18 protein-coding genes are annotated in these 25,964 nt (G+C 43.5%); 7 read left to right on the plus strand and 11 right to left on the minus strand.

All coding sequences use genetic code 11. The annotated features are described in order from the left end of the window. Positions 1 to 6 precede the first annotated feature (6 nt). Positions 7 to 1,320, plus strand: coding sequence for a hypothetical protein (locus BQ7394_RS03850; protein WP_075556158.1), 1,314 nt, complete (start codon positions 7 to 9; stop codon positions 1,318 to 1,320). Between the two features lie 16 nt (positions 1,321 to 1,336). Further along, positions 1,337 to 2,797 carry a PepSY domain-containing protein gene (locus tag BQ7394_RS03855; protein ID WP_075556159.1) on the plus strand — a complete coding sequence of 487 codons (1,461 nt, stop codon included), beginning with the start codon at positions 1,337 to 1,339 and terminating at the stop codon, positions 2,795 to 2,797. An 8-nt stretch (positions 2,798 to 2,805) separates the two neighbouring features. On the opposite strand, the gene BQ7394_RS03860 is transcribed toward BQ7394_RS03855, so the two are convergent. The 9 genes from BQ7394_RS03860 to BQ7394_RS26425 all read right to left on the minus strand — a co-directional run bounded on the left by BQ7394_RS03860 (position 2,806) and on the right by BQ7394_RS26425 (position 18,855). Continuing rightward, positions 2,806 to 4,137, minus strand: coding sequence for an MATE family efflux transporter (locus tag BQ7394_RS03860; RefSeq protein WP_075556160.1), 1,332 nt, complete (start codon positions 4,135 to 4,137; stop codon positions 2,806 to 2,808). Positions 4,138 to 4,224: 87 nt separating this feature from the next. Continuing rightward, positions 4,225 to 6,024, minus strand: a complete 1,800-nt coding sequence (locus tag BQ7394_RS03865) for a TonB-dependent receptor (protein ID WP_075556161.1) — start codon at positions 6,022 to 6,024, stop codon at positions 4,225 to 4,227. Positions 6,025 to 6,033: 9 nt separating this feature from the next. Further along, complete coding sequence (locus BQ7394_RS03870; RefSeq protein WP_075556162.1) at positions 6,034 to 9,033, minus strand: tetratricopeptide repeat protein; 3,000 nt, start codon at positions 9,031 to 9,033, stop codon at positions 6,034 to 6,036. Between the two features lie 223 nt (positions 9,034 to 9,256). Then, complete coding sequence (locus BQ7394_RS03875) at positions 9,257 to 10,978, minus strand: SusD/RagB family nutrient-binding outer membrane lipoprotein (RefSeq protein WP_075556163.1); 1,722 nt, start codon at positions 10,976 to 10,978, stop codon at positions 9,257 to 9,259. Positions 10,979 to 11,015: 37 nt separating this feature from the next. Continuing rightward, complete coding sequence (locus BQ7394_RS03880) at positions 11,016 to 14,459, minus strand: SusC/RagA family TonB-linked outer membrane protein (protein WP_075556164.1); 3,444 nt, start codon at positions 14,457 to 14,459, stop codon at positions 11,016 to 11,018. Positions 14,460 to 15,075: 616 nt separating this feature from the next. Further along, the gene (locus BQ7394_RS03885; protein ID WP_075556165.1) at positions 15,076 to 15,600 is read right to left on the minus strand and encodes an NUDIX domain-containing protein; all 525 of its coding nucleotides are present in this window, start codon (positions 15,598 to 15,600) and stop codon (positions 15,076 to 15,078) included. A gap of 86 nt (positions 15,601 to 15,686) precedes the next feature. Beyond that, positions 15,687 to 16,652: an ROK family protein gene (locus tag BQ7394_RS03890; RefSeq protein ID WP_075556166.1), complete on the minus strand. Its 966-nt coding sequence runs from the start codon at positions 16,650 to 16,652 to the stop codon at positions 15,687 to 15,689. A 255-nt stretch (positions 16,653 to 16,907) separates the two neighbouring features. Beyond that, positions 16,908 to 18,608 carry a group II intron reverse transcriptase/maturase gene (gene ltrA / locus BQ7394_RS03895; protein ID WP_075555540.1) on the minus strand — a complete coding sequence of 567 codons (1,701 nt, stop codon included), beginning with the start codon at positions 18,606 to 18,608 and terminating at the stop codon, positions 16,908 to 16,910. 112 nt (positions 18,609 to 18,720) lie between these two features. Then, positions 18,721 to 18,855, minus strand: coding sequence for a hypothetical protein (locus BQ7394_RS26425; RefSeq protein WP_262497509.1), 135 nt, complete (start codon positions 18,853 to 18,855; stop codon positions 18,721 to 18,723). 516 nt (positions 18,856 to 19,371) lie between these two features. Between BQ7394_RS26425 and BQ7394_RS03905 the strand changes: the two genes are divergently transcribed. Then, the gene (locus tag BQ7394_RS03905; RefSeq protein WP_235848664.1) at positions 19,372 to 19,857 is read left to right on the plus strand and encodes a GyrI-like domain-containing protein; all 486 of its coding nucleotides are present in this window, start codon (positions 19,372 to 19,374) and stop codon (positions 19,855 to 19,857) included. A 33-nt stretch (positions 19,858 to 19,890) separates the two neighbouring features. Here BQ7394_RS03905 and BQ7394_RS03910 read toward each other — a convergent pair whose 3' ends face one another. Beyond that, positions 19,891 to 20,268, minus strand: coding sequence for a VOC family protein (locus tag BQ7394_RS03910; protein WP_075556168.1), 378 nt, complete (start codon positions 20,266 to 20,268; stop codon positions 19,891 to 19,893). Between the two features lie 18 nt (positions 20,269 to 20,286). Then, positions 20,287 to 21,009, minus strand: a complete 723-nt coding sequence (locus BQ7394_RS03915; RefSeq protein WP_075556169.1) for an MBL fold metallo-hydrolase — start codon at positions 21,007 to 21,009, stop codon at positions 20,287 to 20,289. A gap of 566 nt (positions 21,010 to 21,575) precedes the next feature. On the opposite strand from BQ7394_RS03915, the gene BQ7394_RS03920 reads away from it, so the two are divergent. From BQ7394_RS03920 to BQ7394_RS03935, 4 genes are read left to right on the plus strand one after another with little or no spacing between them, the layout of a single operon-like run. Further along, positions 21,576 to 22,265 carry an ABC transporter ATP-binding protein gene (locus BQ7394_RS03920; RefSeq protein ID WP_075556854.1) on the plus strand — a complete coding sequence of 230 codons (690 nt, stop codon included), beginning with the start codon at positions 21,576 to 21,578 and terminating at the stop codon, positions 22,263 to 22,265. Further along, positions 22,252 to 23,517, plus strand: coding sequence for an ABC transporter permease (locus tag BQ7394_RS03925; protein ID WP_075556170.1), 1,266 nt, complete (start codon positions 22,252 to 22,254; stop codon positions 23,515 to 23,517). The genes BQ7394_RS03920 and BQ7394_RS03925 overlap by 14 nt, the downstream gene beginning before the upstream one ends. A gap of 12 nt (positions 23,518 to 23,529) precedes the next feature. After that, positions 23,530 to 24,795 carry an ABC transporter permease gene (locus BQ7394_RS03930; RefSeq protein ID WP_075556171.1) on the plus strand — a complete coding sequence of 422 codons (1,266 nt, stop codon included), beginning with the start codon at positions 23,530 to 23,532 and terminating at the stop codon, positions 24,793 to 24,795. A gap of 38 nt (positions 24,796 to 24,833) precedes the next feature. After that, positions 24,834 to 25,955 carry an efflux RND transporter periplasmic adaptor subunit gene (locus tag BQ7394_RS03935; protein ID WP_075556172.1) on the plus strand — a complete coding sequence of 374 codons (1,122 nt, stop codon included), beginning with the start codon at positions 24,834 to 24,836 and terminating at the stop codon, positions 25,953 to 25,955. The last annotated feature ends 9 nt before the right edge of the window (positions 25,956 to 25,964 follow it).

Here is a 25,964-nt window from a genome sequence, read left to right on the forward strand (position 1 = left end):
ATATAGATGAAAAAGTTTCAATTATTCGCCTGCGCATTTGCCGCAGTTTTATTTAGTTTATCTTTTAATGCTTGTTCGGATGACGATCCGGAAATAGATCCTGAAAATCCTGAAAATCCAGAGAATCCGGAAAACCCGGAAGAACCGGAAACGCCGGCTTCTACTACTCACTTTGACCTTTGGGTAACAGTTGGTGCTACTGGTGGTATGGGGTCTACTGATGCTATCCTGGTAAAAAGCGTAGATTCTTTGACTGAACAACCTACTATCGACTTTAAGAATGATGGTGTGGATGTTACGGCTACTATAAAAGAAGAAACTATCTACAAAGGCAAATACTATTATCAGGTTCCTGTCTCTGCAGATCGTTTTGCTAAATATCAGATTGTTGGAAATAAGTTAGAAACGGTTGCCCAACAAATTTTTGTTAAGAATATATTTAAAGATCGTCGTTATACTCATGCTTGGATCGATGATAATACATTGGTTATCATGGCTGCTAATGGTGCGGCAGATAAAGTGATCTGGACTAAACTGAATGCTACGGATATGAGTATTCTGGGTGAAGGTGAACTGGCTTTGGAAGCTCCGGAAGGTGATAAGTTTAGTACTTCCGGTTTAGCTAAATATAGAAAATCAGATGATAAGATAATCTACTTCTACCAGCATAAGAAGGAAACTAAAAACTTCTATGCTGCTTTTATCAATGCAAAAGATATGACTGTAGAGAAAGAAGTGAAGGAAGATCGTGCAGAGATGATGGCTGGAACGGCTTATGGCGAATTGCTGCAGGATAAGATGTTCTTCGATGAAAACGAAAACCTGTATCTGGCATGTAATAATGTTATCGAGGGTGCACCGAGCACAACTCAGCAATATGGTCGCTTACTTCGTATCAAGAAAGGCGATTTGGATTTTGATAAATCTTATTTAGGACATGATTACAGTAAAGGTAAAATAATCACAGCCAGCTATCTGACAACAGGTAAAGCTCTTCTTTACATCATGGACCCGGATTATACCGGAGCAACAGGATGGGGTGCTGCCTACAACTGTTATTATGCAACTCTGGATCTTACAACAGATGAAAGAACTGAGTTCCAGTATGAAGGTAAACATTTGCCTTTCAGCAGCGGAAACTTCTCACAGCGTTCTCTGGTTGATGGCGACAAGGCTTATATCGGTGTAAATCCTGAAACAGCACAACCTTGCATATATATCTATGATATTAAGACCGGTGAGATGACGAAAGGTCTGACAATTGCAGAGGGTTACGGATTCGACCGTATTACATTAATGGATAATGCTGACGCAGAATAATAAATAGATAATTATAATGAAGAAGGGAGCTCATTTCTTATTTGGTTTACATCGGATTGCAGGAACTATTATAGCTTTGTTTTTCCTGATGTGGTTTGTCTCCGGGTTAGTGTTGGTCTATCATAGTTTTCCCCGGGTAGACAAAGCTGTTCAATATGAAAAAATGGAAATGCTCCCTTCTTCATTACCTGATATAGATAATTATCTGGAACAAATTCCGGATAAAGGTAAGATTCGGAAAATAAATGTTCGCCAGTTTCAGGGACAGACATTGTTCTCAGTAGCGACAAAGGATAGTACGTATACTTTTTGTACTGACACCTTACAATCCGTTAAACCGGTTACATTCGATTATATCATGCAGGTTGCCCAGGATTGGGTAAATGCTCCCATATTGAAAGTGGATACGCTTCATAAGCGCGAGCAATGGATCATGTATAGCCGTTATGTGCGGGAAATGCCTATTTATAAATTTTATTTTGATGATAAAGATAAGCACCAGCTTTATATAGCTGCCCGTTCCGGGGAAGTGCTTCAGTTTACCTCTTCTACCCAACGTTTCTGGGCCTGGGTAGGATATATCCCTCATACTTTTTATATCCCTTTCCTACGCCAGAATACCGATGCCTGGACGAATACGCTGACTGTTGCCGGAATCATAGGCATGCTGGCCGGGCTGACTGGCTTATACGTCGGTATTACAGTTCTTTACAGAAGATATAAGCAGAAAAGGACATTAGAGATCCCATATCGTAAACGCTGGTATCGCTGGCATCATATACTGGGATTGATCCTCGGAATATTCATAGTTACCTGGGGATTGAGTGGTGCTCTTTCTTTGCAAAGAATACCTCGTTGGATTATTAATATAGAGGGAGATTACAGTGTTAGCCCGGAAAAACTCCGCGGAAAAACTTTCCCTTTGAATAACTATAAACTGGATTACAGACAGCTGAAAGAGGCCTATCCCGATTTGAAACAGGTGGAATGGACTTACTATGGCGATCTTCCTGTCTATGATATTATTGCCGGAGATCAAAAACTGATGATCGATGCCTCTTTGCCGGAAGTCAAGAACTTATTCTTATCGGAAGAAACGATCGCTCGTGCCATCAGGAAGATGCATGGCGAAGATGTGGCTTTCCATATCTCTATGATCGATCGTTACGACGAATATTATCTTTCTATCGATAATACCCGCCCATTACCTGTCTATAAAGTAGACGTCGACAATTACGACCGTAGTGTTTATTATATCGATCCGACTACCGGAAATCATAAATACCTCAACACCAACCGGAGGGTAAAGAAATGGCTGTTCAGCGCTTTTCATTATCTGGATATCCGTTGGTTAGTAGAAAGACATACCTTGTGGACTATCGCCCTGTGGACGCTATGTCTGGGGGGAGCCTTTCTTTCCTTTACAGGAGTATGGCTGGGTGTAAAATATATCTACCGGAAGCTAAGGAGGCGATAAACACATTTCTACTTCAATATTTTCTTCTGCAACGCACTGAACCAGATAAAAGCAACAACCCCTTTCAGCATACTGGAGATACTGATCGCCCACCAAACGCCGACAATCCCTAATCCCATGGCTGATAAAGCGATCGCCATCGGTATACGCAGCGAGTTGAATGTTATGCTGATAATTGCAGGAGGGACCGTTCGCCCTGTACCGTAGAACAGGCCTTGCATCGTTATCTCAAGCATCATGAATAACATCGAATAACCGTCTATCCGCAAGAAAATACCTCCCGCCTCGTAAGCTTCTCTTTGAGGAACGATCAGGGAGAAAACTTCACTACCGTAGAAGACGAATAATAAAGTGCAAAGAATACCGAATACGGTTGTCATCTTTAACGTCGTATGGTAAGCCTCCAACACCCTGTTCTTTTCTGAAGCCGCATAGTTTTGGGCGACAAATGCGCTTAGAGCTGTACTGAATCCTTGTGAAGTATTCCAGGCTATAGCCTCTATTTGCCCTCCGGCAGTAAGCGTCATTAAGCCGATATGTCCGCCATAGGTAGACGCTGTGCGGGCCATGAATATGTTGATAATGGCAAATAATGTGTTTAGCATGGCGACAGGTAATCCTAACTGAAGAATCCTTTTTGAATAACTCTTTTTTAGCTTGACAAAGAAGGTGAAACCTCCCAGCAACCTGCTTCTCCATTTCAGTTGATATACGAATATGGCACAAACCGTTGCTTGCGACAGCCAGGTTGCCCAGGCTGTTCCGGCAGTTCCCATGTCGAATACAAAGATAAATACCGGATCGAGTATCATATTTATGATAAGTCCCGTTCCACTGATGTAGAACGGGATTTTACTTAATCCAGCTGCATTGTGAATACCTGTAAAAGCTGCAGACAGGAATATAAAAGGGAATGCTGTGGATACGATCCGTAGATATTCGACGGCGTTGGCCGCAATAGGTGCCTCCAGTTTATAAACTCCGATGATAGGGTTTGCAAAGACGAACAATAGTAATCCCCAACAGATAGAAATGATCAGGGCGATGGTGAGGTTATGGGATGAATAATTCCGTGCATCCTCTTCGTTACGTGCACCGATGCTTTGTCCGACGCTTACTTCCGAACCGACTTTGTTTAATAAGGAGATCGAGTTGGTCATCCAGGTCAGGATGCCGACGGCCCCGATGGCGGCAACAGCTTCACTTCCCAGACGCCCTACCCAGGCCATATCGGTAATGCTATAAGCCATCTGAATAAAAGAAGTTCCCATGATTGGTAATGCCAGATTGAATAATTGGCGTTTGATGGGACCTTGTGTCAGGTTCTTTGTTCCTTGCATGTTCGTCTAATTTGCTGCAAAAGTAGGAATAAAAAAGGAGAACCCGATAGCGGATCCTCCTTCTCTGTTATGTTTCTTTCTATTCGATTAGAAGTTTATATTAACTCCAATCATAGCACTGAACTTCTGTAACGGGTAACCGCTGTAAAGTTCGTATTTCTGGAATAATACATTGTTCAACTTCAGATACAGGCCGAAAGTATCGTTAAAGTTGTATGCTCCGGTCAGGTCCAGCTCGTTGATATTTTTCATTTTGTTATCATTGATCTGATCCATCGTTGTTTTACGTCCTGTGGCCAGATAGTAATCCAATGATGCTGACAAGTTTTTGATCGGTCTGACAGTTACACCGGCTGTGATCTCCATTTCAGGCATACCGTATGCTTCCGGCTCTTTCAGGTTCATAAAACCATTTTTCCGATCTTTAGAGTATTCAACGTTCCAGTTATTGTAAACTCCTTTTAAAGATATTTCAAATAATTGCTGGTAACTGTATTTCAGGTTGGCTCCGACAAATAATTGTTTGGAGTCCACAAGGTTTAACGGGTCACTGAAATTTCCGAAATGATCTTTTGTATTGTTTAGGCTTGGGATAAAGAAATAATCATCACTTGTAATTCTATATCCTCCGAAAATATCAAACCAGAAACCTGGAGCTACCCCGCTCTTAATCCCGAGTATTCCATCTAACCAGTTGCGTGAAGGTGTTATTCTGGATACAGGAGATGTATAACGGTTTACCTGAAACAAGTCATACATGCTGTTTGATTTTAATTTTCCATTAGCATTCAGGTACAATACGGTTTTGTCTGCCACTTCAACGTCTGCTGAGATATTGGGAGATGCCATGAATTCTTTATGTTCTCCGCTGAAGAACATTGCGTTTACTCCTAGTTTGACATGCCAGTTATCGCCTTCTACCTTATAATAAGGACTTAATGTGGCAGCAGCAAAATTATCGAAGTAATATGAGTACCCGGCTTTTTCTCCATCCGGTATCTTCATTTCATTGGGTAAGCTATAGTTGAAGTATTGGAAGTTTCCATCTAATCCCACTCTTTGGTTGCCTCCGAAACCTGCATTTAATCCAAAATTAAGATTGAATGTTCCTTCTGTCGGTCCATCTAAAGGTTTGCCAGTAGCATATTTATAGGAGAAATTGGTATAACCTAAATCCAACAGATAACCGACAGGCGCGTCTTCTTTTGATTCAACACCTACATTAGCTTTGACCGTTTGGGCTACCTGGTTGGTTTCCACATCGCTTACTAAGTCAGGAGCTACACTCGAGGCCGGATCTAAATCAACTGGAATCCCGTAATAATTAAATCCGGAATAACCATATTTAATTCCCATCTTCAATGCCAGCTTATCAAAGTTGTGCTTGAAGTTAAGACCTCCCATATTATCGTTCAGTTTAGCTTTTACCTTTTCATCTATCTGAAGATATTTCACCTTTCCATTCGTGGAGCGGTGTGAGAACCAGATATTCAGCTGATCCTTGTCTGTGCTGAGGATATGATATCCCAGGTCACCATTCAGATTTAGATAAGTTCCGGCACCGAAGTTAAAATAGCCACGGCGTTTGTTGTACTGGATATCCGTCATGATGCTACCCGAAGGGAGCAGGCTGATCTCTTTGGTCGGGTCGGCTGGCACTGTAAAGTTGGCGTAGTCGATCGGCATCTTTTTCACTACCGGCTCTTTGATGACCGGCAGGGTGTTGACTTTACTTGCGTCCTGTACCGAAGGATCATATTCGCGTTCGAGCGTCATTTCCCGGTCCAGATTCTGTTTCTTCGAAGTATCTTCCTGTGCATTGACTGTGGCTGCTGTTCCCAATAGAGCAACGACACACAGTGTTTTTACATTATATATAGTCTTCATTGTATTCAATTATTGCTTTAGTTTACCTAATCTATCCTCTATCATGCCGGCAATTTCGTCGTCACCCTTATAGTTATTCTTCAGGTTGTTCAAATAAGCACGAGCCTGCAGGTCGTCTCCCTGGCGGATATAAATATCAGCCCATAGGATAAAGCCACGTGCCAACCAGTACTGGTGAGGTGTACCGTTTTTGGCGAAATCTTCCAGAACCTTTTCGGCATTCTTATCGTCTTTAGTATCGTAGAAGTATTGAGCCAACAGATATTTGGCTTCGGCTCCGTGAACCGTACGGGTATCTTTGCTAAGAACTTTCAGGTCTTCCAGCGCTTTCGCCGGCTGCTTATGGTCGATATAAGCCTTAGCGCGGATATAGCGGGCTTCGGCTTCTACCTCAGGAGACAGTTTCGGATCTTTCAGCAATTCGTTGGCAGCGAGTTGTGCTTCTTCTTGTTGTCCGGTTTGTAAAGCGCAACGCATGATACCCAGGCGGGCTGCTTGTTTGTTTTCCGGATTCTCTGCGATTACCTGCAAGCGTTTGAAGGTTTCCAGTGCTGAAGCGAAATCCTGGGTGAGATATTGCATTTCTGCCGTACGTGCCACCGATTCTTCAAGGAATTTAGTATCGCCGTTATCGATAACCGATTTGAAGCGTTGCAGGGCTTCATCATATTCTTTCTTTGTAAAAGCAATGCTTCCTAGGTAATAATTGGCATTCGAACTGAATGCTCCTTCCGGGAATGTCTGCAGATAATTGATCAGGCTGCGACGTGCTTCTTCGTTATTACCCCGGTTGAATAGTTTCTCGGCAGCAATATAAGTCAGTGAATCCTGTTCTCCCACTTCCAGACGAACGTTGCCGCCTATAGAATTTACATAATTGGCATAAGCATTGATATCGTTCAGGTCGATGTAAACAGACTTTAAGTCTTGCAGAGCTACTCTTGCTTCTTCGCTTCCCGGATAGTTGCTGACCACCTTTTTATAGGCTTCGGCTGCTTTCTCCGGCTGGTTGTCGTTGAAGTAAAGCAGACCTAGCTGGATACCGGCTTTACGTGCCAGGCTACTTTGCGGGAATCGCTGAATTAATGATTCGAAAGCCTGGGCGGCCTGTGAACTGTTATCCAGTAATACATAAGAACGTCCTTTTTCGAAAAGGGCATCGTCTACATATTGTGATTCCGGATAGTCGCGGATCAGGCGGTCCATCATACTGATCTTTCCTTTATAATCTTTCTGCAATCCCAACAGGAATCCTTTCTGGTAAACTGAATAGTCTCCGGCAGAAGGTTGCAGTTGTGCAGCGCGAGAATAGTTCTCTTCGGCTTGTGCAAACTGGCGGTTCTGATACTGACAGTCGCCGATACGGTTGTAGGCATCTGCAAGAGCCGGAGCATTTTGGTTACTTTCCAGGTCGACATACTGACGGAAGCGATTTTGCGCTTCTCCGTATTCTTTCAGTTTAAAGTAACAGTATCCCAGATTATAATGAGCCAGTGCGTACATGTCTGTATTGCGCTGGCGGGTATTGTTCAGGTAAGTACGGTAATCTGAAATCGCTTTCTGGTATTCTCCGAGACGGTAGTAAGACTCTCCACGCCAGAAGTAAGCATCGTTGCGCGACTCCATATTATAAGAACCCAGATTGATAGCCTGGCCGAACAGGTCGACCGCTTCACCCAGTTTCATATTGGTAAATGCCTGTGTACCGAGCTGGAACAGGATATCCTGTTTAGCTTCCAATATCTTTGTACTCGGACGATTGATCTTATTGATGGAGTTGAGGGCAGCCTGATAGTTCTTTGTTGTCAGATAAACTTCCACCAGGTAATCGTTTACCTTATCGGCGTATTGGGAATTCGGGAAGTCATTCAGGAAGTCTTCGAAGATGGTAACCGACTCGCCGAATCCGGTAAAGGCTGTTTCGTGGATCAGGAGGGCGTAGTTAAACATGGCCGTTTCCTTGATTTGCTTGTCGAACGAAGAGGTTGCTGCTGCTTCGAATGCCATACGGGCGTTGTTCTTGTCGTTCAGTTTCAGATAGCTTTGTCCGAGATAGAGGTAAGCATTTTGTGAAAGCGCGTCGTCTTCACGAACCGTCTGCGACAGGGCATTGACAGCACTGTTATAGTTACCTTTATTATAATAGCACACTCCGAGGATATACAGGTCGCCTCTTAGCGGACTGTCGGTAGACGATACGTATTTGCTTAACATATTGATCGCCTTGTCCTGATTTCCCAGGTGATAATAGGAGTTACCTACGACACGGTAGATTTCGCTATTGTTTTTACTGTTAGGGTAGGAGGAGAGAAGTTCTTCTCCTTCGTGGATAACTTTTTCGTATTTATTCTGTATAAAATAGATTTGTGTGATGTAATATAACGACTGTTCGCGATAGTCCGGCATCTCTTTCAAACGACTGAATTCTACCAGTGCGTTATTATATTTACCGGTAGCGTAATCGATATAGGCTACATAATAAGTAGCTGCTTCACGATACTGTGTTCCGACTTGCTGGATACGTGCAAAATATCCGCGTGCCTTATCCATTTCTCCTGTTTGTAACAGAGAGTAGGCCAAGCGGAAGCTGTAAGTCTCCTGTTGTTCCAGACTAAGCATGTCGATATTCGATTCGTTGAACCAGAAAATAGCTTTCTGATATTCGCCACGTCCGAAATGAACCGAACCGATCAGGAAGTTTACCTCATCACTGTGGCGTGAAGCCGGATAGTCTTCCAGGTAATCTTTTAATAGTTGGTCGGCATTGGGGCGTCCCTGTTCGTAAGCCGCATATACGATCATATAATTGGCTTCCTGGATCAGGTCTGCATCTTTCGAATGTTGTTTATAAGCTTCCAGCTTATCGATACAACCCGGATAATTCTTTAAACTAAACAATTCTTTACCTTCTATGAACAAACGGTCCGGTGCCTCAAATTGGTACGACCGTTGCCCGCTAGCCACATGACTTCCTACCACCAGGCACAGTGGAATAAGTATTCTTTTCATCACTCCTTCGCTTTAATGTACAGATATTAAACAGTCTCTGTTAGTTCTAAGTTGCAAATATAAAGAATAACATACAAATGCTAAGTAAGTTATTAACAAAAAGAATTAATATTATGATATATAAAGAAAAACCGCCGCGAATCACTTCGGGGCGGTTTCAGGTTCCACTTTTACCATCAATTATGTTTTATTTAATTGTAGTGGAAATATCGTTATTTCTTGATTATCTAACCATCTTGTAATAATCCTTCTTTGCCCAGAACAGGTTGGTATAATAACCTGTTGACTCTTCGTAGTTCTTGGCGATGGCTGCCTGGCAGTTGTCGCTGTTGTAAGTCAACTCATCGCTCGGATAGGGCAGACGGTTCGGAGGAGTCGGGTAAGAAGATGCTTGATTGTCTGTTGCGAATTCAATTACAGGATAACCGGTACGACGTACCACGTTCCAAGCTTCCAACTTGTTCATGAAACCGAAGTTCAGCCATAACTGTGTGCAGACTGCTTCCTGTGTCGGCTTCCAGATACTTTCAGCGTATGCTGTGATTTCACTGTCTGTCGGTCTAACCAGTGGACGGAATCCTCTGTAGCTGTCATTTCCTGTCTTATAAAGAGAGCTTGTTTCTTTCATATCCCAATAATATTCGGTAGACAGTTTCACACCTTCCACGAAGAACGTTTTCGCCTTGTTGGCATCGGCTGTTACGCCGTACCCCATTAAATAAGCTTCTGCCTTGCTGAAGCTAACCTCTGCTGCGCTCAACCATAATCCGAAGATGTTTTCATTTCCTTGATATGATTCCCAACCGGCAGCGGCGATGGTGTCGATTTCACAGAAATAGTTAGCTTGTGTCATGCCCCTGTCTACATATTCCTTATGTTTTTGATCTGACAAATTAGAAATTTCAGCATCAGTCATCATGACATCGTAAGCGATATATTCACCATCGGGATTACAATCGTACATAACCTCCAGGCGCGGGTCGGTTTTAGCATCGGGGATACCGTTACTCGGTACGTTCATTGCATTCAAAACAGTCTGTGAACAAGCTGCCATACCTCCTGAGCGAAGTGCCTGTGACAAAGACTTACCGAAGTTGAAGTTATCCGACTGGGTGTCGGCTGTCACTCCCATATTCTCTGTATTGTTGTCAATAAGCGGATATTGGCTCGGATTATTCAGGATTTCAGCAATGGCTGCATGCGCTTCAGTGACACAATCGCCGGCAGTTGACAAATGAAGGGCAATACGCAGACGGAGTGAGTTCACATATTTCTGCCAAATTTTTGCATCACCGGCAGCTATTGTATAATCCTGACGAGCTAATGAACTAAGACCGATTGAATTTACATTACCTCCTGCGAAATAGTCGCCTACCTCTTTCAGATTGGTAAGAATCTGTTTATATAATACTGCGTCGTCGTCGTAAACGCATTTTTCTTTGGCTGCGTTGTAGTCACCGTCTCTCCAAAGTGTACCGGCTCCGTTGAAAGGAACATCGCCGAACAAAGACAACATTTCATGTAACTGTGATTCAACCAATGTACGACCCAAATAATAGAACACCAGGTTGGTAGGCTTTTCTGCCTCCGCAAGATTCTCGTAGTTATATTCCAGTAAACGTAGCTGGGTTACCATATCGTAAAAGTTCTTCCAACGGTCATCGTAACGGCCTGTACCGGATCCCATATAGCGACCACGTGAATTATTGGTACCGATAATTCCGGAGAAAATACCGGATGTGGTAGATTGTACCCAATGACGATAGTAAATCGGATTCATCCATGTATTACCTTTGAACATCAAGCCGGTGAATACCTGTGGAATACCAACTGTTGTTGTCTTGGAAGGATCGGCATACTTATCATCATACGCTGAATCGGCGCATGAAGAGGCAAGTGATACCAATGCGACTCCTCCTATTAACATTGAAAATATCTTTTTCATAAATTCTTCTTTTTAATCTGATTTAATAAATTATACATTAGAAGCTTGCGCGAACAGAGAAACCGAATGTACGTGCACTGGCCGTTGAACCGCCGAGTTGTGCCTGGTAGATCCAGTTTGTTCCGTCTGTTGCTTCAGAATCGAACAATTTCAAAGTACGATATACATAGAATGGGTTGCGTACGAAACCGGAAACCATCAGGTTGTTGCAGGCAAACTTTCTGGTCCATTCTGCCGGTAAAGTATAACCCAAGCTGATTTCGCGACATTTGATGTAGCTGTTTTTCTGGATAGCATCCTGGTAGCTCTGAGTAGCACTGGTTCCCCAGCCGTAGTGGTTTACGTTGGCTTCGAACTGAGTCACAACGATATCGTTCGGCGTACCGTCTTCTTTCACACCCGGAAGAATTAAGCCATTGTCCCAAACATAATGGCCGTTAACCATCGTTTCACCTCGCTTGTAGTTGCCTACTTCACTTGGATTGAGTACATGGATAGCTCCTTTGTCTTCCATTTTTTCTGTATCACTGTAGTAATATAAACCACCAGTCGAATAGTCACGAACACCGATTGCATCAGTAATATTACCAGCGGCCATCATATATTGCCAAGGCGCGTTCAATACATCACCGCCAAATCGGAAGTCGAATGCCATATCCAGAGTGAAGTTTTTGTAACTTAAGCTAGTTCCGAAACCTCCGGTTACTTTCGGCATGGCGTTGCCTACTTTGTGACGTTCTGATGTATCAGTAATATATAAACCGTCGCTACCTACGATGTAGTTACCGTTATTGTCGGTTTTCCAGGTATAGGTGTACCAGTCACCCATAGATTCGCCTACATGAGATTCAAGCGATGCTGCACCACCGTCTATACTGCTATCGTGAGTAAGAACGTCAAGACCATCAGCTAGCTTTTTGACCATATTCTTATTCCATGCTACGTTGGCACGCAGATCCCATTTCCAGTCCTTATTTTCAAAAGGGGTGCCGTATACGCTTAATTCAACACCCTTGTTGCTCAACTCGCCGACATTCATCAACATACTTGTCGCACCCATTGAAGCTGCACTGGTTGTAGAAAGAATCTGATCCTTGATGGTGTTACTGTAGAAGTTGAATTCCATGCCTAGGCGGTTTCCAAAGAACTTGTTTTCAAGGCCGATTTCAAATTCATATTTGGTTTCCGGTTTGATACTTTCGTTACCGATTGATGTCGGTACAAAGTTATGTATATAGGTGGATGATCTTAGTAAAGATTCCTGATTGAATGCCAGGTTTGCACGATAGAGTTCGGGAGCGTTACCTACAATACCGTAAGAGGCACGAACCTTTCCGTAGTTCCACCAAGTCGGCATTTGATCTTTTAACAACTCGGTATAGAGCACGCTGACGCTGGCAGAAGGATACCAGAATGAGTTGTTACCTTTCTTCAGGGTAGAGGTCTTTTCCTGGCGGATAGAACCTTCCAAAAATCCCCATCCGTTATAACCGTAGCTGGCTGTTAAGAAAGCACCTGTTTTAAGCAGATCTTGTCTGGTCATACTGGAATTCTTTGTGCCGACGGAAGCATTCAAGTGGAACCAATTTTCCTGTGTCAACCCTTGACTAGTGCTTACATCTGACAGGTAGTAAGATTCTCCGCGTGCCGTCCAACCCAGGTTGGCTGTTACGTTGTGGAGTTCGTTGAATGTTTTGTCAAACATCAACATGATATCACTATAAACAATTTGGTATTGGCTGTTTTTTAATCCGTAAGAGTCGCTGTACTGACCGTTGGTAGAAAAGATATGTGCATTTTCTGCATAATTTTTGTTTTCAATCTTGTCTACTGTTAGGTCGGCAGCCACACGCCCGTTCAATGTCAGGCCAGGGATGATTTCCCAGGTAGGATTGACAGCTCCGATAAAACGCTGGTGATCTTCTAATTGCTCCTTACCCATAATGTTCCAGAAATATTCATCGACGAGTGCACTGGATCCCATCGGCGTATAAAGGAATTGTTCGTTCGGTGTTAAAGTATCGCTTGTACCGCCGTTGTAGGAAGAGATGCTGTTCTTATAACCGAGGCTGGTAATTGTATGGTCGCGCATATAAGCGACATCAGTGAAGCCACCGAAGAAACCTCCAAAGTTGTTAGTTAAACGGCTGATACGGTACGGACGGTTCTTGATGAACTGGTTCTGATAGGTAGCCGTATAGTTTAACTTAATTGTCTTGCTCACATCGAACGTGCCGTTTAAATTGAAGTTGTGCTTATGGTTGTTAGAGTTGAGCTGCATGGCCTCCACATCGTTATAGGTGTAGGAGAAACGTACATTGTTGCGCTCATTACTGTTGGTCAGTGACAGGTTATATGTCTGATTGATACCTGTACGGAAGATATCATTCCACTGGTTGTGATCAATCGGAGTGTATGCACGTTCTGTTCCGTCAAAGTAGGTAACTGTTTTACTTGGATCATATTTGGCCCCCCATGAGTAATATGTTTCACGGTTAGGCGTAGTAATCGAGTTTCCGTTGCGGTCTACACGCAATTGGCGGAAACCTGTCAAAGCTTCCTGACTATCGTTTCCTAGTTGGGAGTTGTCGTAACCTGGACCGTATTCTTTTTGGATTTCAGGCATGTAAGCCACTTTGTCGAAGCTCACGTTGGCACTGAAGTCCACGCGTGTACCTGTACCGGCTTTAGCCTTCTTGGTTGTGATCATCACAACACCGTTGGCTGCTTCCGAACCGTACAGAGCAGAAGCGGCAGCACCTTTCAGGATAGAGATGTTCTCTATGTCTTCGGGGTTGATATCAACCATACCGTTGGAGTTGATACGTTGGTTTCCCCAATAACCGTCGTTGTTGGTGTTGCCGTTGTGGACGGGAACTCCATCCATGATGATCAAAGGTTGCGTGTTGCCTGTGATAGAAGAAAGGCCACGTACAGAGATAGATACGGCAGATGTACCACCACCTGGAGCTGCCTGGATGCGTACACCCGTTGCCTTACCGTAAAGTCCGGAAGCGATGTTTGAACCACCGGTTCTGGTCAATTCTTCAGAAGAAACGTTACTTACAGCGTAACCCAATTTTTTGGCATCTTTCTTGATACCCAAAGCTGTTACGACTACTTCGTCGAGCTTTTGGCTGTCTTCGGCTAATTTAATATTCAAGGAAGCTTGCCCGGTATAAGCAATTTCCTGAGTTGCATACCCGATAAAAGAAATTTGGATAATGTCTCCGTTCTTAACTCCTTCCAGGCTGAAGTTACCATCCATGTCGGTAATACTACCGTTTGTGGTTCCTTTGATCACAACTGATGCTCCGGCAACAGGGCCGAAATCATCTTCTACAACACCGTTTACTTTACCGTTTTGTTGGGTAATTGCGGTTTCTAGCTTCTCTGGCGCTAAGTCAGCATATACACTTGTAGGAAGTGTTATCGCTCCTGCGACAAGAATTAAGCTGACAGGTTTGAAGTGTTTCAACATAATTAATGAGTTTATAGATAATAATACTAGTGTTAGTGGAGTTACTTTAGATTTGACGTTTATTGATGTTGTTAATCTTAGTTCTAAAAGAACTAAGGTTGTTCAATAATTGTAACTTTATTATTATCAGAAATATACAAACTGTTAAGTATGATTAAAAAAAACTTTTTCGCAAAATATTGGGGGGGAGGATTGCGATTTGTTATACTTTGGGGTATTAATAAATATTGTATAAATGAATAAGATGGGTGTTGAGGTTGATATACAAGTTTATTATGTTGGAAAAATATACAATATGAATATAATCAAAGGGTGGAGTTTGTGGTTTGTTTTCGGGGTTCTTGTTTTTATGCAATTGTTGAAAGTGTTAAAAATAAAGCATAATATCACTTTTGTTGACGTAAAATAACAGTGGGTAATAAATAATTAATACATTTGTGCCAGATATTTAGTACGGAGTTCTTTTAGAACTAAGATGGAATTTATGATTATATAGCCTCTTTTTGAGAAAAATATTATAAGAAACATGAGGTGTAGATGTATATTATGTGGAAAATAAAAAGAGCGGAATGTCCCGCTCTCCTAATTGTCAATTGTAGTGATAAAGAGGTGAAAGTTAACTGTAACTTTTTTTATAAATTTCGATCGCTTTCTTTATCGACATCAATCCGAAATCATCAGCATTTAAATCCTCTTTTTTTGTAATTACGATTTCGGCGGCATCATCTTCCGCATGGACTCCGTCGAAGCTTTCCACATAGCATTCGAAAAACATGTCTACTGTGTGTACTTCAAAACCACTGTACATATATAAATTAGGAATTGAAAACAAATAACGGCATTCGGTAATATCCAGTTCTGTTTCTTCTTTTACTTCGCGATGAGCCGCTTCTTCCGCTGACTCGTACATATCGACAAACCCTCCCGGCAGATCGAGTGTACCTTTCGCCGGATCTTTGGCGCGTCGTACTAGTAGCATTTCACCTGTCGCGTTACGTATAAAGCAGGCGACAGCCGACGAAGGATTGAAATAATAAACAAAACCGCATGTTGTACACTGTTTGGCTTTTTCGTTGCGTTCTACGAATGTCTTGGCACCACATTTGGGGCAATAGACGAACTGATGTAAAGGATGACTCATAGGATAGGTTTATTATAAATGTATATAAATGAATAAGGGCGGCTTAAAGCCGCCCTTGATCCGGGGCAGAACCCCTGTAAATACGATTACTCTTTCACTTCCCAACCTAAAGCGCTGGCTCCTAATACGGCAGCATCGCTTTCTTTCAATTGAGAGAAAAGAAGTTTTGTTTTACCTTCGTACACTTTCAGCATGTTCTTTTCCATTGAGCGTTTGATCGGATTCATGATCAGATCACCAGCCTTGGTAAGACCACCGAATAGAATAATAGCTTCCGGACTTGAGAATGCAACAGCATCAGCAAAAGCTTCTCCCAGAATGTTTCCTGTAAAATCGAAGATTTCGAGAGCCAATTTATCATTCTTCATCGCAGCTTCATATACATCTTTTGAAGTGATTTCGTCCGGATCGAGTTCGCGCAACAAACTGTCGTCCTTACGGATTTCCAGATATTCGCGGGCTGTACGAGCCACACCTGTTGCCGAAGCATACGTTTCCAAACATCCCTGGCGACCGCAACCGCAAGGACGTCCATTGTTACGACGCATGATTACGTGACCAAGTTCACCGGCAAATCCATCGTGTCCGTAAACCAGGTTACCGCCGATAACGATACCGCTGCCAACACCTGTACCCAACGTGATTACGATAAAGTCTTTCAGACCGCGTGCTGCACCGTAAGTCATTTCTCCGATTGCGGCAGCGTTAGCATCATTTGTCAATGCAACAGGAATACCTCCGATTTGTTCGCTGATCAACTGTGCCAAAGGAATTTTGCCTTTCCACGGAAGGTTTGGGGCAAATTCGATACAGCCGTTGAAGAAGTTACCATTAGGAGCTCCTACGCCTACACCTTTGATTTTGTCCGGACCACCAGCCTGATCAATCACTAATGACAGACCCTGACCGAGTTCGGTAACATAATCATTGATATCACTATATTTCCCTGTTTTGATTGATCCACTGTACAAGATTGTTCCTCTTGCATCCACAACACCGAAAACAGAATTGGTACCGCCTATATCAATACCTACTACATAAGGCTTCTCCATGATTTTATATTTATGATTAATAATGAGTTTTCTGGAAAGCAAATATAAGAGGAATATGGTTAGCTGCAATGATTTTCTTCAAAAAAATGTAGAATGAAATTCGTTTTAGAATATTACGATAAATGTAAGTTTAGTTAATGTCGAGTAGGTCAGCCCCATTGCTGGGGCTTTCCCCTCTAAGAACCGTGCATGAGAGTTTCCCCTCACACGGCTCAAGCAACGCATTACCATTCTTACTGAAGGAATAGTTCTGCCTCATTTCCTACTAATTTTATTAGGGTTAAACTTCTTGTTCTTGCATGAACTGTGTATGAGAATCTTGAACGGTTTGCCGTTGACAGTCTCCTTGATAGTCGTCCATCTTCGTTCATCGTCAATAATCTCTCCACAGATTGGGCAACGCATTTCTTGGTGAATCCAAATCATACGCAGCAGGTCATCAATCTCACGTAGTTGGTTCTCCGTGTTCTTTGACTTGCGCCGTGCATAGTAAGGAGCATCGGCAGGGTCGTATGGATTAGTATTGGTTCTGACACGCACGTACTTCAATATGGGAGTGTCCGCCAGCCTTTTAAGACTTAAAGTCGTTTCCTTACCCGACTTCTTGTTCTTGGTTATAGTGGCGAAGCACCATTCACGTCCATGCAATTGTTTGAAATACCTGTCTTTAATCCAATGTTTGCCCTTTTTCGGATGCCTGCGTCTTGCCCATTGCCAAAGCGTCTTGTACACCTCGTAGTCCACACGTGAGAATGCTTTCGATGATGCCCCGTAACGGTAATAGTTTGCCCATCCGGGAATCATGTGGTTAAGCATCCTTATAAGTGAGGAAGCCTTTGCCGACTTGTTGCTCTTGATTTTCGTACGAACCTTGTCACAGAAATTCTTCATCGCGTCCTTTGACGGCTTAGTCAGAAGTTTTCCGTTTGACTTGTATTCCCTGATGTTGAAGCCGAGGAAATCAAAGCCCTCACTGATATGAGTAATCCTTGTCTTTTCTTCCGACAACATCAGTCCACGTTCTGCCATAAACTGCCGTATAAGGGGCAGGATAACATCCTCAATTGTTTCCTTATCCTTTGCAGTGACAATAAAGTCATCAGCATAGCGCACGAGATTGATTTTGGGCTTAATCCATTTACGTCCGTCTGCGGTAGGTTGCCAATAGGGTTTCACCGCCTTTTGGACAAGGGATTGTAGCCCGTCAAGAGTCATGTTGGCAAGGGTTGGGGAGATTATGCCTCCTTGTGGAGTTCCCTCCTCGGTCGGAAAAAGACTTCCATTGAATACATAACCACTTTTGAGCCATTTTCTCAGCACCCCCTTATCCATAGGGATATTGTTAAGAAGCCATTCATGGCTGATGTGGTCGAAGCATCCTTTGATGTCTCCCTCCAAAATCCATTTGGGGGCAACATCCCTTGAAAGGACATTGTGACACTGGGCTATTGCATCTTGGCAGCTGCGATATTTACGGAAGCCGTAGGAGTGTTGGTCGCCTGTCGTTTCCGCAATAGGGTCGAGAGCCATCAGATAGAGAGCCTGCATCGCACGGTCTTTCATCGTAGGGATTCCCAAGGGGCGTTTCTTCCCGTTCTTCTTCGGTATTTCCACACGGCGCAGGGGCATCGGTTGATAGCCACGGCGTTTGAGTGTGTCAATAGCTTTGACTTTTGCCGCATCGGACGACCACCTTACATGGTCAACTCCTGCGGTGTCTTTACCCTTATTAGTAGTAACCCGGACTACGGCAAGATAGCGACCGTAGAACGAGTGGGTCAACAGCCATTGCAAGGACTTGACCTTGCCGTGTCTGCCTTCCCTTTGAGCCTTTACAATACGTGCTTGCAGCTTCCGAACATACTCCTCTGCCTTGTGTCGGTCAATGCTTTTCCAACGTTCGGTATCAGAGAGGACCATATTTTCAGGCGCACACTTTTCTTTCGATTTGTTCATTTGCTTTCCTTTCTTTAGAAGTTCTATAAGTTTATTGTAAAGAGTTACCTTGTGGAAGTGGGCACACTTTCGTGTCGGATGATGTGGCTCCCTGCCATACATGGCAATGAGGTCAATCCGTATCCGCTCCATTACAGAGCGGCATTCGCTTTTTCCACGTTCCTATACCCGCACCCCATATAGGCTTGCCTTGCGGCTCGCTTACCTCCTCAAAGAGGGGGAGAGATACGGGCTTACCACGTTCCATGCAAGTGACGATAATGGGTTAGGTCTGTCCTATCCACCGGCAGTCATTATGTCCGTGCAACCCCACCTGGACAGGGAGTTGACCGACTGCGCACCTTTTGGTTCAAGCCTACAGCCTCGCTTTTGGAGCGAAGCCCTCAACATCATTTGGCTTGTTCTTCGTAACGATGTTTATCGGACATTCACATTGGTTGACCATACCATCAAGTCTCGCCCCTCGGCAGAACGATGTTATCTGCCTTAACCTCCACTCACGCTTCGGTCTATTCCTTTCGGAAAGGGTACTTTGTCAGAGCAGCTTCGCACAAAGAGATTACTCGCAATGCACGTACTCTCAGACTACTGCAAACGGAATTGCAGGTGTAATCAATGAATTAAATCATAGTCACACAATCACTTACACGGCTTTTACGTGTCACACTACAGGATCAAAATATGTCATTTTCAGCTTTTTCACATCTTCGGATAGTGTTACTTTCAATGATTGTTTTATCTTTGATAAATTCTTAACCCATTAATGAATAACACTATGCCACAGGTTTCAGACATACGGCTCATGCTCCGGGCGGAACAACCTGTTTTATCGGCCCGCATGAAAATCAGCTACAAAGAATTGGAAAGGCTGTTTGCCAAAAAGCGCGAAAATGTATTAGCTCTTCTCCGTCCTACCGGAGTATATATGACCGATGTTCCTTTTATTATTTACCACGATTATTTGAATCTGGATGTGGAAAACCTGGATTTGGAGATTTGTTTTCCCCTCTCTACCTGGATGGATGGTGATGAAAACCTGCAACCTCGTGTCATTCCCCAGACGAAAGTGGTCCATTGTATGTTCAAAGGCAATTATGAAGAGATGGATTATTTGTACGGAGAAATGACGGCCTGGATCATGCAGAAAGGATATGAACCGGAAGGTTCGGCCTACGAATTCTATTATATAAAGAAGGAACAACCTTATGATGAAAGGTTGACCAAAATTGTATTGCCTGTAAAGGGCTGATACAATTTTGGTATATGGACAGCTTGCCCGGTTTTATTTAGCCGGCAATACCTCGATCCAGTAATCGTCCGGATCGTTGATGAAATACAATCCCATATCGGTGTTCTCATAACATACGCAGTCCATTTCCTTGTGGAATTTGCGGACTTCATCATAATCACCCGCCACGCGGAAACAGAGATGGCTTTCGTTATCTCCCAGTTCGTATGGTTCGTTGCGATCTCTTAGCCAGGTCAGTTCCAGTAGGAAACCAGTCTGATCGTCTGTCAGGTAAACAAGGATGAAGGAGCCGTCGGCTGCTTCTTTCCGGTGGTGTTCTTTCAATCCCAGCGCCTTGTTATAGAAAGCGATACTTCTTTCAAGGTCGAGTACGTTGATGTTGAAATGATCAAATTTGCCTTTAATTTCCATGATTGTTTTCTTTATAAATTAAAAATCAGTGCCTTCTCCAGGAATGGACAACAATATATAACGGCATCCTTTTGACTCTGCATAAGGTCCGAAAGCCATTATTTCGGCCGGACGTTCCCAGAAATGCATCGGAACTAATACATCCGTTTTTATCTTATCGATAAACTGTTCAGCACCTCGCATAAAGTCCGTGCCGATACGTGGATCGACGGGAAACATGGCCAGATGCAGATGTTGTACCGTTTGAGCCAGTGTTGTCAGTTCATGTAGGTAATCGCCCTCTGCTTTTGCCACTTCCTGTGGGGTGGATTCGTCTTTCCAATGCCAATTGTTGAGGTCGCCTGCATGAAACAACTGTTTGCCTTCCGCTTCTATTAGGAAAGAAATACCGACGTCGGTCGAACCGAAAGCCTGTATCCGCAGATGTTCGTCTTCAAATACGTCTCCCTTTTTCAAATAAGTGGCGTCTTCGGCGTTTGCACGTTTCCGTTTCAGGATATCTTTGGAGAAAATATATTTGATATCCGGTTTTATCTCTTTCCATTTCAGAATATCCGGGTTGAAATGGTCCGAATGGAAATGGGAGGACAGTATATATAATGTACCTGCGCGATGAAGCAGTTCGTCATGTACGAATCCCGTATCCGGAGTTTTCCCCGAATCTTTAAAATAATCGATCAGGATGGCATATCCGTCTGCTTCGATGGCAAAGCCGCTGTGATAAATATAAGTAAGCCTCATACTGTTTTCTTTTGTTTTCATGTAAATAAAACATGATATCCTGTGATTAAGTTGCTTTCTGCGGTACAAATATACAAAAGGAAGGGGGGATTATAGAAATAGTCCGGTGATAATCGGAAAAAGTGTAGGGGGAAAGATCATTTACTATATCGGGAAAATAGAATTACTATGCAGGTAATCAACGGTTGATGGTTATCAACCGTATGGCTGACAATTATCAATCACAAAACGAGAATTAAATGGAAGAAACTAAGGCTTTGATTTATAAGCGAATGCTCTAAAACAAATATAGTATGATTTTGAATAAATTCGACTATTTATATAAAAAATATTTGAAAAGATGCAGTATGTCCGGTTTTAATGACTTTATTAATTAAGTTGTTTACCATTTCTTTTCTGAATGATTAGGAAAGTTAGTGTTAATATAGATTAAATATTAGTACCTTGCGATACAAGGTATCTTATATAGGCATATATTTGTTCCGTCAGAGAATAAAAAAGTTCCTTAAATATGTAACATTTTTGGCAATGTGTACGTCTAATAATAAAAAGTAATGACAGATATTATGATTCAGCTGAAAGGAATTAACAAAACGTATTTCAATGGTGCTCCGTTGCATGTCTTGAAAGGTATAGACCTGGAGATAGAAAAAGGAGAGATGGTTTCGATCATGGGAGCTTCCGGATCGGGAAAATCGACACTGTTGAACATACTGGGAATATTAGATACTTACGATACGGGTACCTATCATTTGAATGGACAATTGATTCAGAATCTGAGCGAAACGCGTGCAGCTGAACTTCGTAACCAGATGATCGGCTTTATTTTCCAGTCGTTCAATCTGATTTCCTTTAAAAATGCGATGGAGAATGTGGCTCTTCCTTTATATTATCAGGGAATGAACCGCAAGAAAAGAAATGCCATGGCTATGGAGTATCTGGATATGGTCGGTCTGAGAGACTGGGCGGAACATATGCCGAGTGAAATGTCCGGCGGACAGAAACAGCGTGTTGCGATTGCCCGTGCCCTGATTGCCAAACCACAGGTGATCCTGGCTGACGAGCCGACCGGTGCACTCGACAGTGTTACAACGGTCGAGGTAATGGAACTGCTTCGCAATGTGAATAAAGAAGGCATGACTATGGTGATCGTTACCCACGAACAATCCGTAGCCGATGCAACAGAAAAGATCATCCGTGTCAAGGATGGTTTGATAGAAAACATAGAAAGAGGAAAAGGATATGTTCGACTTTGATAATTTCCGCGAGATATGGAGTACGATCAAAAAGAACAAGCTCCGTACATTCCTCACCGGCTTTTCCGTAGCATGGGGGATCTTTATGCTGATCGTCCTGCTGGGAGCGGGCAACGGGATGAAGAACGGCATCATGAAAAACTTCGACCGTTGGGCGGGAAACCGTGTGGAGACATGGCCCCGCTTTGCCAGTAAACCTTATAAGGGAATGCAGACGAACCGACGGATCAAGTATAAAGACGACGATCTGGTGGCACTGAAGCAACAGAATCCGGAAGTAAACCTGGTATCGGGTATTCTCTATCAAAGCGATACACTTTCATATAAAGAGGAATATAATACTTATTCGTTGCAGGGAGTCCATCCGGACAAAGCTATAATCGACAAGATCACGATGACAGTAGGCAACGGACGTTTTATTAATGAAGTGGATGTCCTGCAAAAGAGAAAGGTGATCGTTATTAGTCCGCGAATGAAAGAAGTCCTTTTCAGGGGAGAAGACCCGTTAGGTAAATATATAAATGCCAGTGATATTGCTTATCAGGTAATCGGAATCTATACAGATGAGGATAATAATAACAATGCACCGGCCTATATTCCTTTTTCTACTGCACAGCAACTGTATCGTTCGGGCTATGGCCTGGATAATATAATCTTCTCCCTGGATGGTGTCAGCACCAAAGAAGAATATGAAGCCTTTGAGAAACGTTTCCGTCAGCAGATGGGCAAACGACACTATTTTGATCCGGAAGATTTGCGGGCGATCGGTATGTGGAGTACGATTGAAGATTTTGCCATGTTTAACGGTATGTTGAACGGTATTACCTTGTTTATCTGGATTATCGGTATCGGAACACTGGCTGCCGGCATCGTGGGAGTGAGTAATATCATGTTAATAACTGTAAGGGAAAGAACCCGTGAGTTCGGTATCCGTAAAGCGATCGGTGCTACTCCGTTCTCCATCCTGAAACTGATCATCGTGGAGTCTATCCTGATAACGGCAGTGTTCGGCTACATTGGAATGATAACCGGGGTAGGACTGACGGAAGCCATCAATGCTGTGATGGAGAGTAACAACATGGGACAAGCCTCTTCGAATGATGATATGAGTATATTCCTGAATCCGACGGTAAGTCTGAGTGTCGCCTTGTCTGCTACCCTTTTGATTATCGCAGCGGGTGTGTTGGCTGGTTATTTCCCGGCACGTAAGGCAGTGAAAATTACGGCTATCGAGGCCATGAGAAACGAATAAAAACAGAAAGATATGTTCGATATAGACCGTTGGGTGGAGATATGGGTGACAATCACCCGCAACAAGACCAGAAGTTTTCTGACCGGATTCGGTGTGTTCTGGGGAATTTTGATGCTCGTTATCCTGCTGGGTTCCGGTACAGGGTTTAAGAATGGAGTATTGATGGGAGTAGACGGCTTTGCAACAAACTCTGCTTTCTTCTTTTCCGAACGTACCGGTGAAGCGTATAAAGGATATAAGAAAGGACGTTATTGGCAGATGCGTAACCGCGACCTGGAAACGATCCGTCAGCGTGTGAAAGGTGTTCGCTACCTTTCGCCGATGGCCATGTCGTGGGGCGGACAGAATAATGTGGTGAGAGGACAGAAGGCTGGTACATATAATGTACGTGGCGTGCACTCAGAATATTTTCAGATTGAAACGCAGCATGTGCTGGAAGGCCGTTTGCTGAATGAGATAGATGTATTGGAAAGGCGTAAGGTCTGTGTGATTGGAAGTATTGTCCGTGAAGTATTATTTTCTCCAGGTGAAGATCCGATTGGCGAGTATATCCGCGTGAACGGTATTTATTATCAGGTGGTCGGTGTGGTAAAACCCAAACCGCGCGTACAGATTGGCGGACGTACGGAAGAGAGTATTATGACTCCTTTTACAACTTTGCAGCAGGTGGCCAACCAGGGTGATAAATTCTGGTTCTTGTGCGCTACGGCGGAGGATGGATATAATTGTCAGAAGATGGTGGATGATATCACGGCGGTATTGAAAATGCAGAACGAGATTTCACCGACCGACCCGCAGGCTGTTAGTAGTTTTACGATAGCCAAGCAGTTCGAGACATTCGATATGCTTTTTACCGGAATCAATATTCTTGTATGGCTGGTGGGTATGGGAACACTGTTGGCCGGTATCATCGGAGTTAGTAATATTATGATGGTGACTGTCCGGGAACGAACCCGCGAGATCGGTGTACGACGTGCTATCGGTGCCAAACCGTTCGATATCATTTCTCAGATCATGAGCGAGAGCTTGTTGCTTACGGCTTTGGCGGGATTAATGGGGCTGAGTTGCGGGGTATTCCTGCTCGATGTGGTGAACAGAATGCTGGCAAGCGGCGGGCAAGAGGCTAATAACGGCACTTTCTTCAGTAACCCGGAGATCCATATCGGAACAGCAGTTGTCGCTACATTCGTGTTACTTATCAGTGGCTTGATGGCTGGATTGATTCCCGCCTGGAGAGCCATGCAGATCAAAGCTATTGATGCAATCAGAGAAGAATAACATACTATCATTTGTCAATTAAAGTAAACTATATAATCATGAAGAATCGTATCGTAAAGAAAGTCCTGCGAATCATCTTTTTAGTATTGGTGGGAGCCGCCGTGATCGGCACTTTCTACTTCTTGTGGAAAAAATCACAACCTGTTATTACTGTTTATGAAGTAGTAACGCCCAAGCGCGACTCCGTGGAAACGAAAACCGTAGCGACCGGAAAGGTAGAACCTCGCGACGAAGTTTTGATCAAACCTCAGATGTCGGGGATTATTTCCGAATTGCTGAAAGAAGCCGGTCAGATGGTGAAAGAAGGCGAGATCATTGCAAGAATCAAGGTGATCCCGGAAATGGTTCAGTTAAACAGTGCCGAATCGCGTGTACGTGTGGCTAAGATCAACCTGGAACAGATCACAGCTACCTATAAACGGGATGAAGAACTGCACAAGCAGGGAGTTATCGCGAAAGAAGATTATGAAACATCTTTGTCTAACTATAAAAAAGCACAGGAAGAAGCTGAGAATGCACAGGATGCATTGGAGATTATCCGTGAAGGTATTTCCCGCAGGTCTGCAGCATCCAGTACGACGCAGGTTCGCTCTACCATCACCGGTATGATTTTGGATGTTCCTATCAAGGTGGGTAACTCCGTGATTCAGTCGAATACCTTCAACGACGGTACGACGATTGCTTCTGTAGCCGATATGAATAATATGATCTTCCGTGGAAAAGTGGATGAAACGGAAGTGGGTCGTATCCATGAAGGAATGCCGATCAAATTGACTGTCGGTGCACTGGATAGCCGTACGTTCGATGCCGTATTGGAATACGTAGCTCCGAAAGGTGTGGAAGAAAACGGTGCCGTGATGTTCGAAATTAAAGCTGCCGTACAGATGCCGGAAGATGCCTTTATCCGTGCCGGTTACAGCGCCAATGCCGAGATTGTTCTGAAACGGGCGACAGATGTAATTACTATTCCTGAAAGCTGCGTAGAGTTCAGCGGCGATTCTACTTTCGTGCAGATCGTGACGCAGGAGAAACCGGAACAACTGTTCGAGAAACGTCCTGTAACAGTCGGCCTGTCTGACGGTATCAAGATTGAAGTGAAGGATGGTTTGGCTGAAAATGATAAGATTCGTGGCGGTATTGTTGCTCCGAATAAGAAATAAAATTTAAAC

The organism is Parabacteroides timonensis (assembly GCF_900128505.1).
GTDB lineage: Bacteria > Bacteroidota > Bacteroidia > Bacteroidales > Tannerellaceae > Parabacteroides > Parabacteroides timonensis.

Coding starts and splice junctions, on each gene's coding strand:
- BQ7394_RS03925 (WP_075556170.1), top strand. CDS start 22,252: ATGTTCGACTTTGATAATTTCCGCGAGATATGGAGTACGATCAAAAAG.
- BQ7394_RS26425 (WP_262497509.1), bottom strand. CDS start 18,855: ATGGAACGTGGTAAGCCCGTATCTCTCCCCCTCTTTGAGGAGGTAAGC.
- BQ7394_RS03930 (WP_075556171.1), top strand. CDS start 23,530: ATGTTCGATATAGACCGTTGGGTGGAGATATGGGTGACAATCACCCGC.
- ltrA (WP_075555540.1), bottom strand. CDS start 18,608: ATGAACAAATCGAAAGAAAAGTGTGCGCCTGAAAATATGGTCCTCTCT.
- BQ7394_RS03910 (WP_075556168.1), bottom strand. CDS start 20,268: ATGGAAATTAAAGGCAAATTTGATCATTTCAACATCAACGTACTCGAC.
- BQ7394_RS03865 (WP_075556161.1), bottom strand. CDS start 6,024: ATGAAGACTATATATAATGTAAAAACACTGTGTGTCGTTGCTCTATTG.
- BQ7394_RS03935 (WP_075556172.1), top strand. CDS start 24,834: ATGAAGAATCGTATCGTAAAGAAAGTCCTGCGAATCATCTTTTTAGTA.
- BQ7394_RS03870 (WP_075556162.1), bottom strand. CDS start 9,033: ATGAAAAGAATACTTATTCCACTGTGCCTGGTGGTAGGAAGTCATGTG.
- BQ7394_RS03855 (WP_075556159.1), top strand. CDS start 1,337: ATGAAGAAGGGAGCTCATTTCTTATTTGGTTTACATCGGATTGCAGGA.
- BQ7394_RS03860 (WP_075556160.1), bottom strand. CDS start 4,137: ATGCAAGGAACAAAGAACCTGACACAAGGTCCCATCAAACGCCAATTA.
- BQ7394_RS03875 (WP_075556163.1), bottom strand. CDS start 10,978: ATGAAAAAGATATTTTCAATGTTAATAGGAGGAGTCGCATTGGTATCA.
- BQ7394_RS03885 (WP_075556165.1), bottom strand. CDS start 15,600: ATGAGTCATCCTTTACATCAGTTCGTCTATTGCCCCAAATGTGGTGCC.
- BQ7394_RS03915 (WP_075556169.1), bottom strand. CDS start 21,009: ATGAGGCTTACTTATATTTATCACAGCGGCTTTGCCATCGAAGCAGAC.
- BQ7394_RS03920 (WP_075556854.1), top strand. CDS start 21,576: ATGATTCAGCTGAAAGGAATTAACAAAACGTATTTCAATGGTGCTCCG.
- BQ7394_RS03880 (WP_075556164.1), bottom strand. CDS start 14,459: ATGTTGAAACACTTCAAACCTGTCAGCTTAATTCTTGTCGCAGGAGCG.
- BQ7394_RS03905 (WP_235848664.1), top strand. CDS start 19,372: ATGAATAACACTATGCCACAGGTTTCAGACATACGGCTCATGCTCCGG.
- BQ7394_RS03850 (WP_075556158.1), top strand. CDS start 7: ATGAAAAAGTTTCAATTATTCGCCTGCGCATTTGCCGCAGTTTTATTT.
- BQ7394_RS03890 (WP_075556166.1), bottom strand. CDS start 16,652: ATGGAGAAGCCTTATGTAGTAGGTATTGATATAGGCGGTACCAATTCT.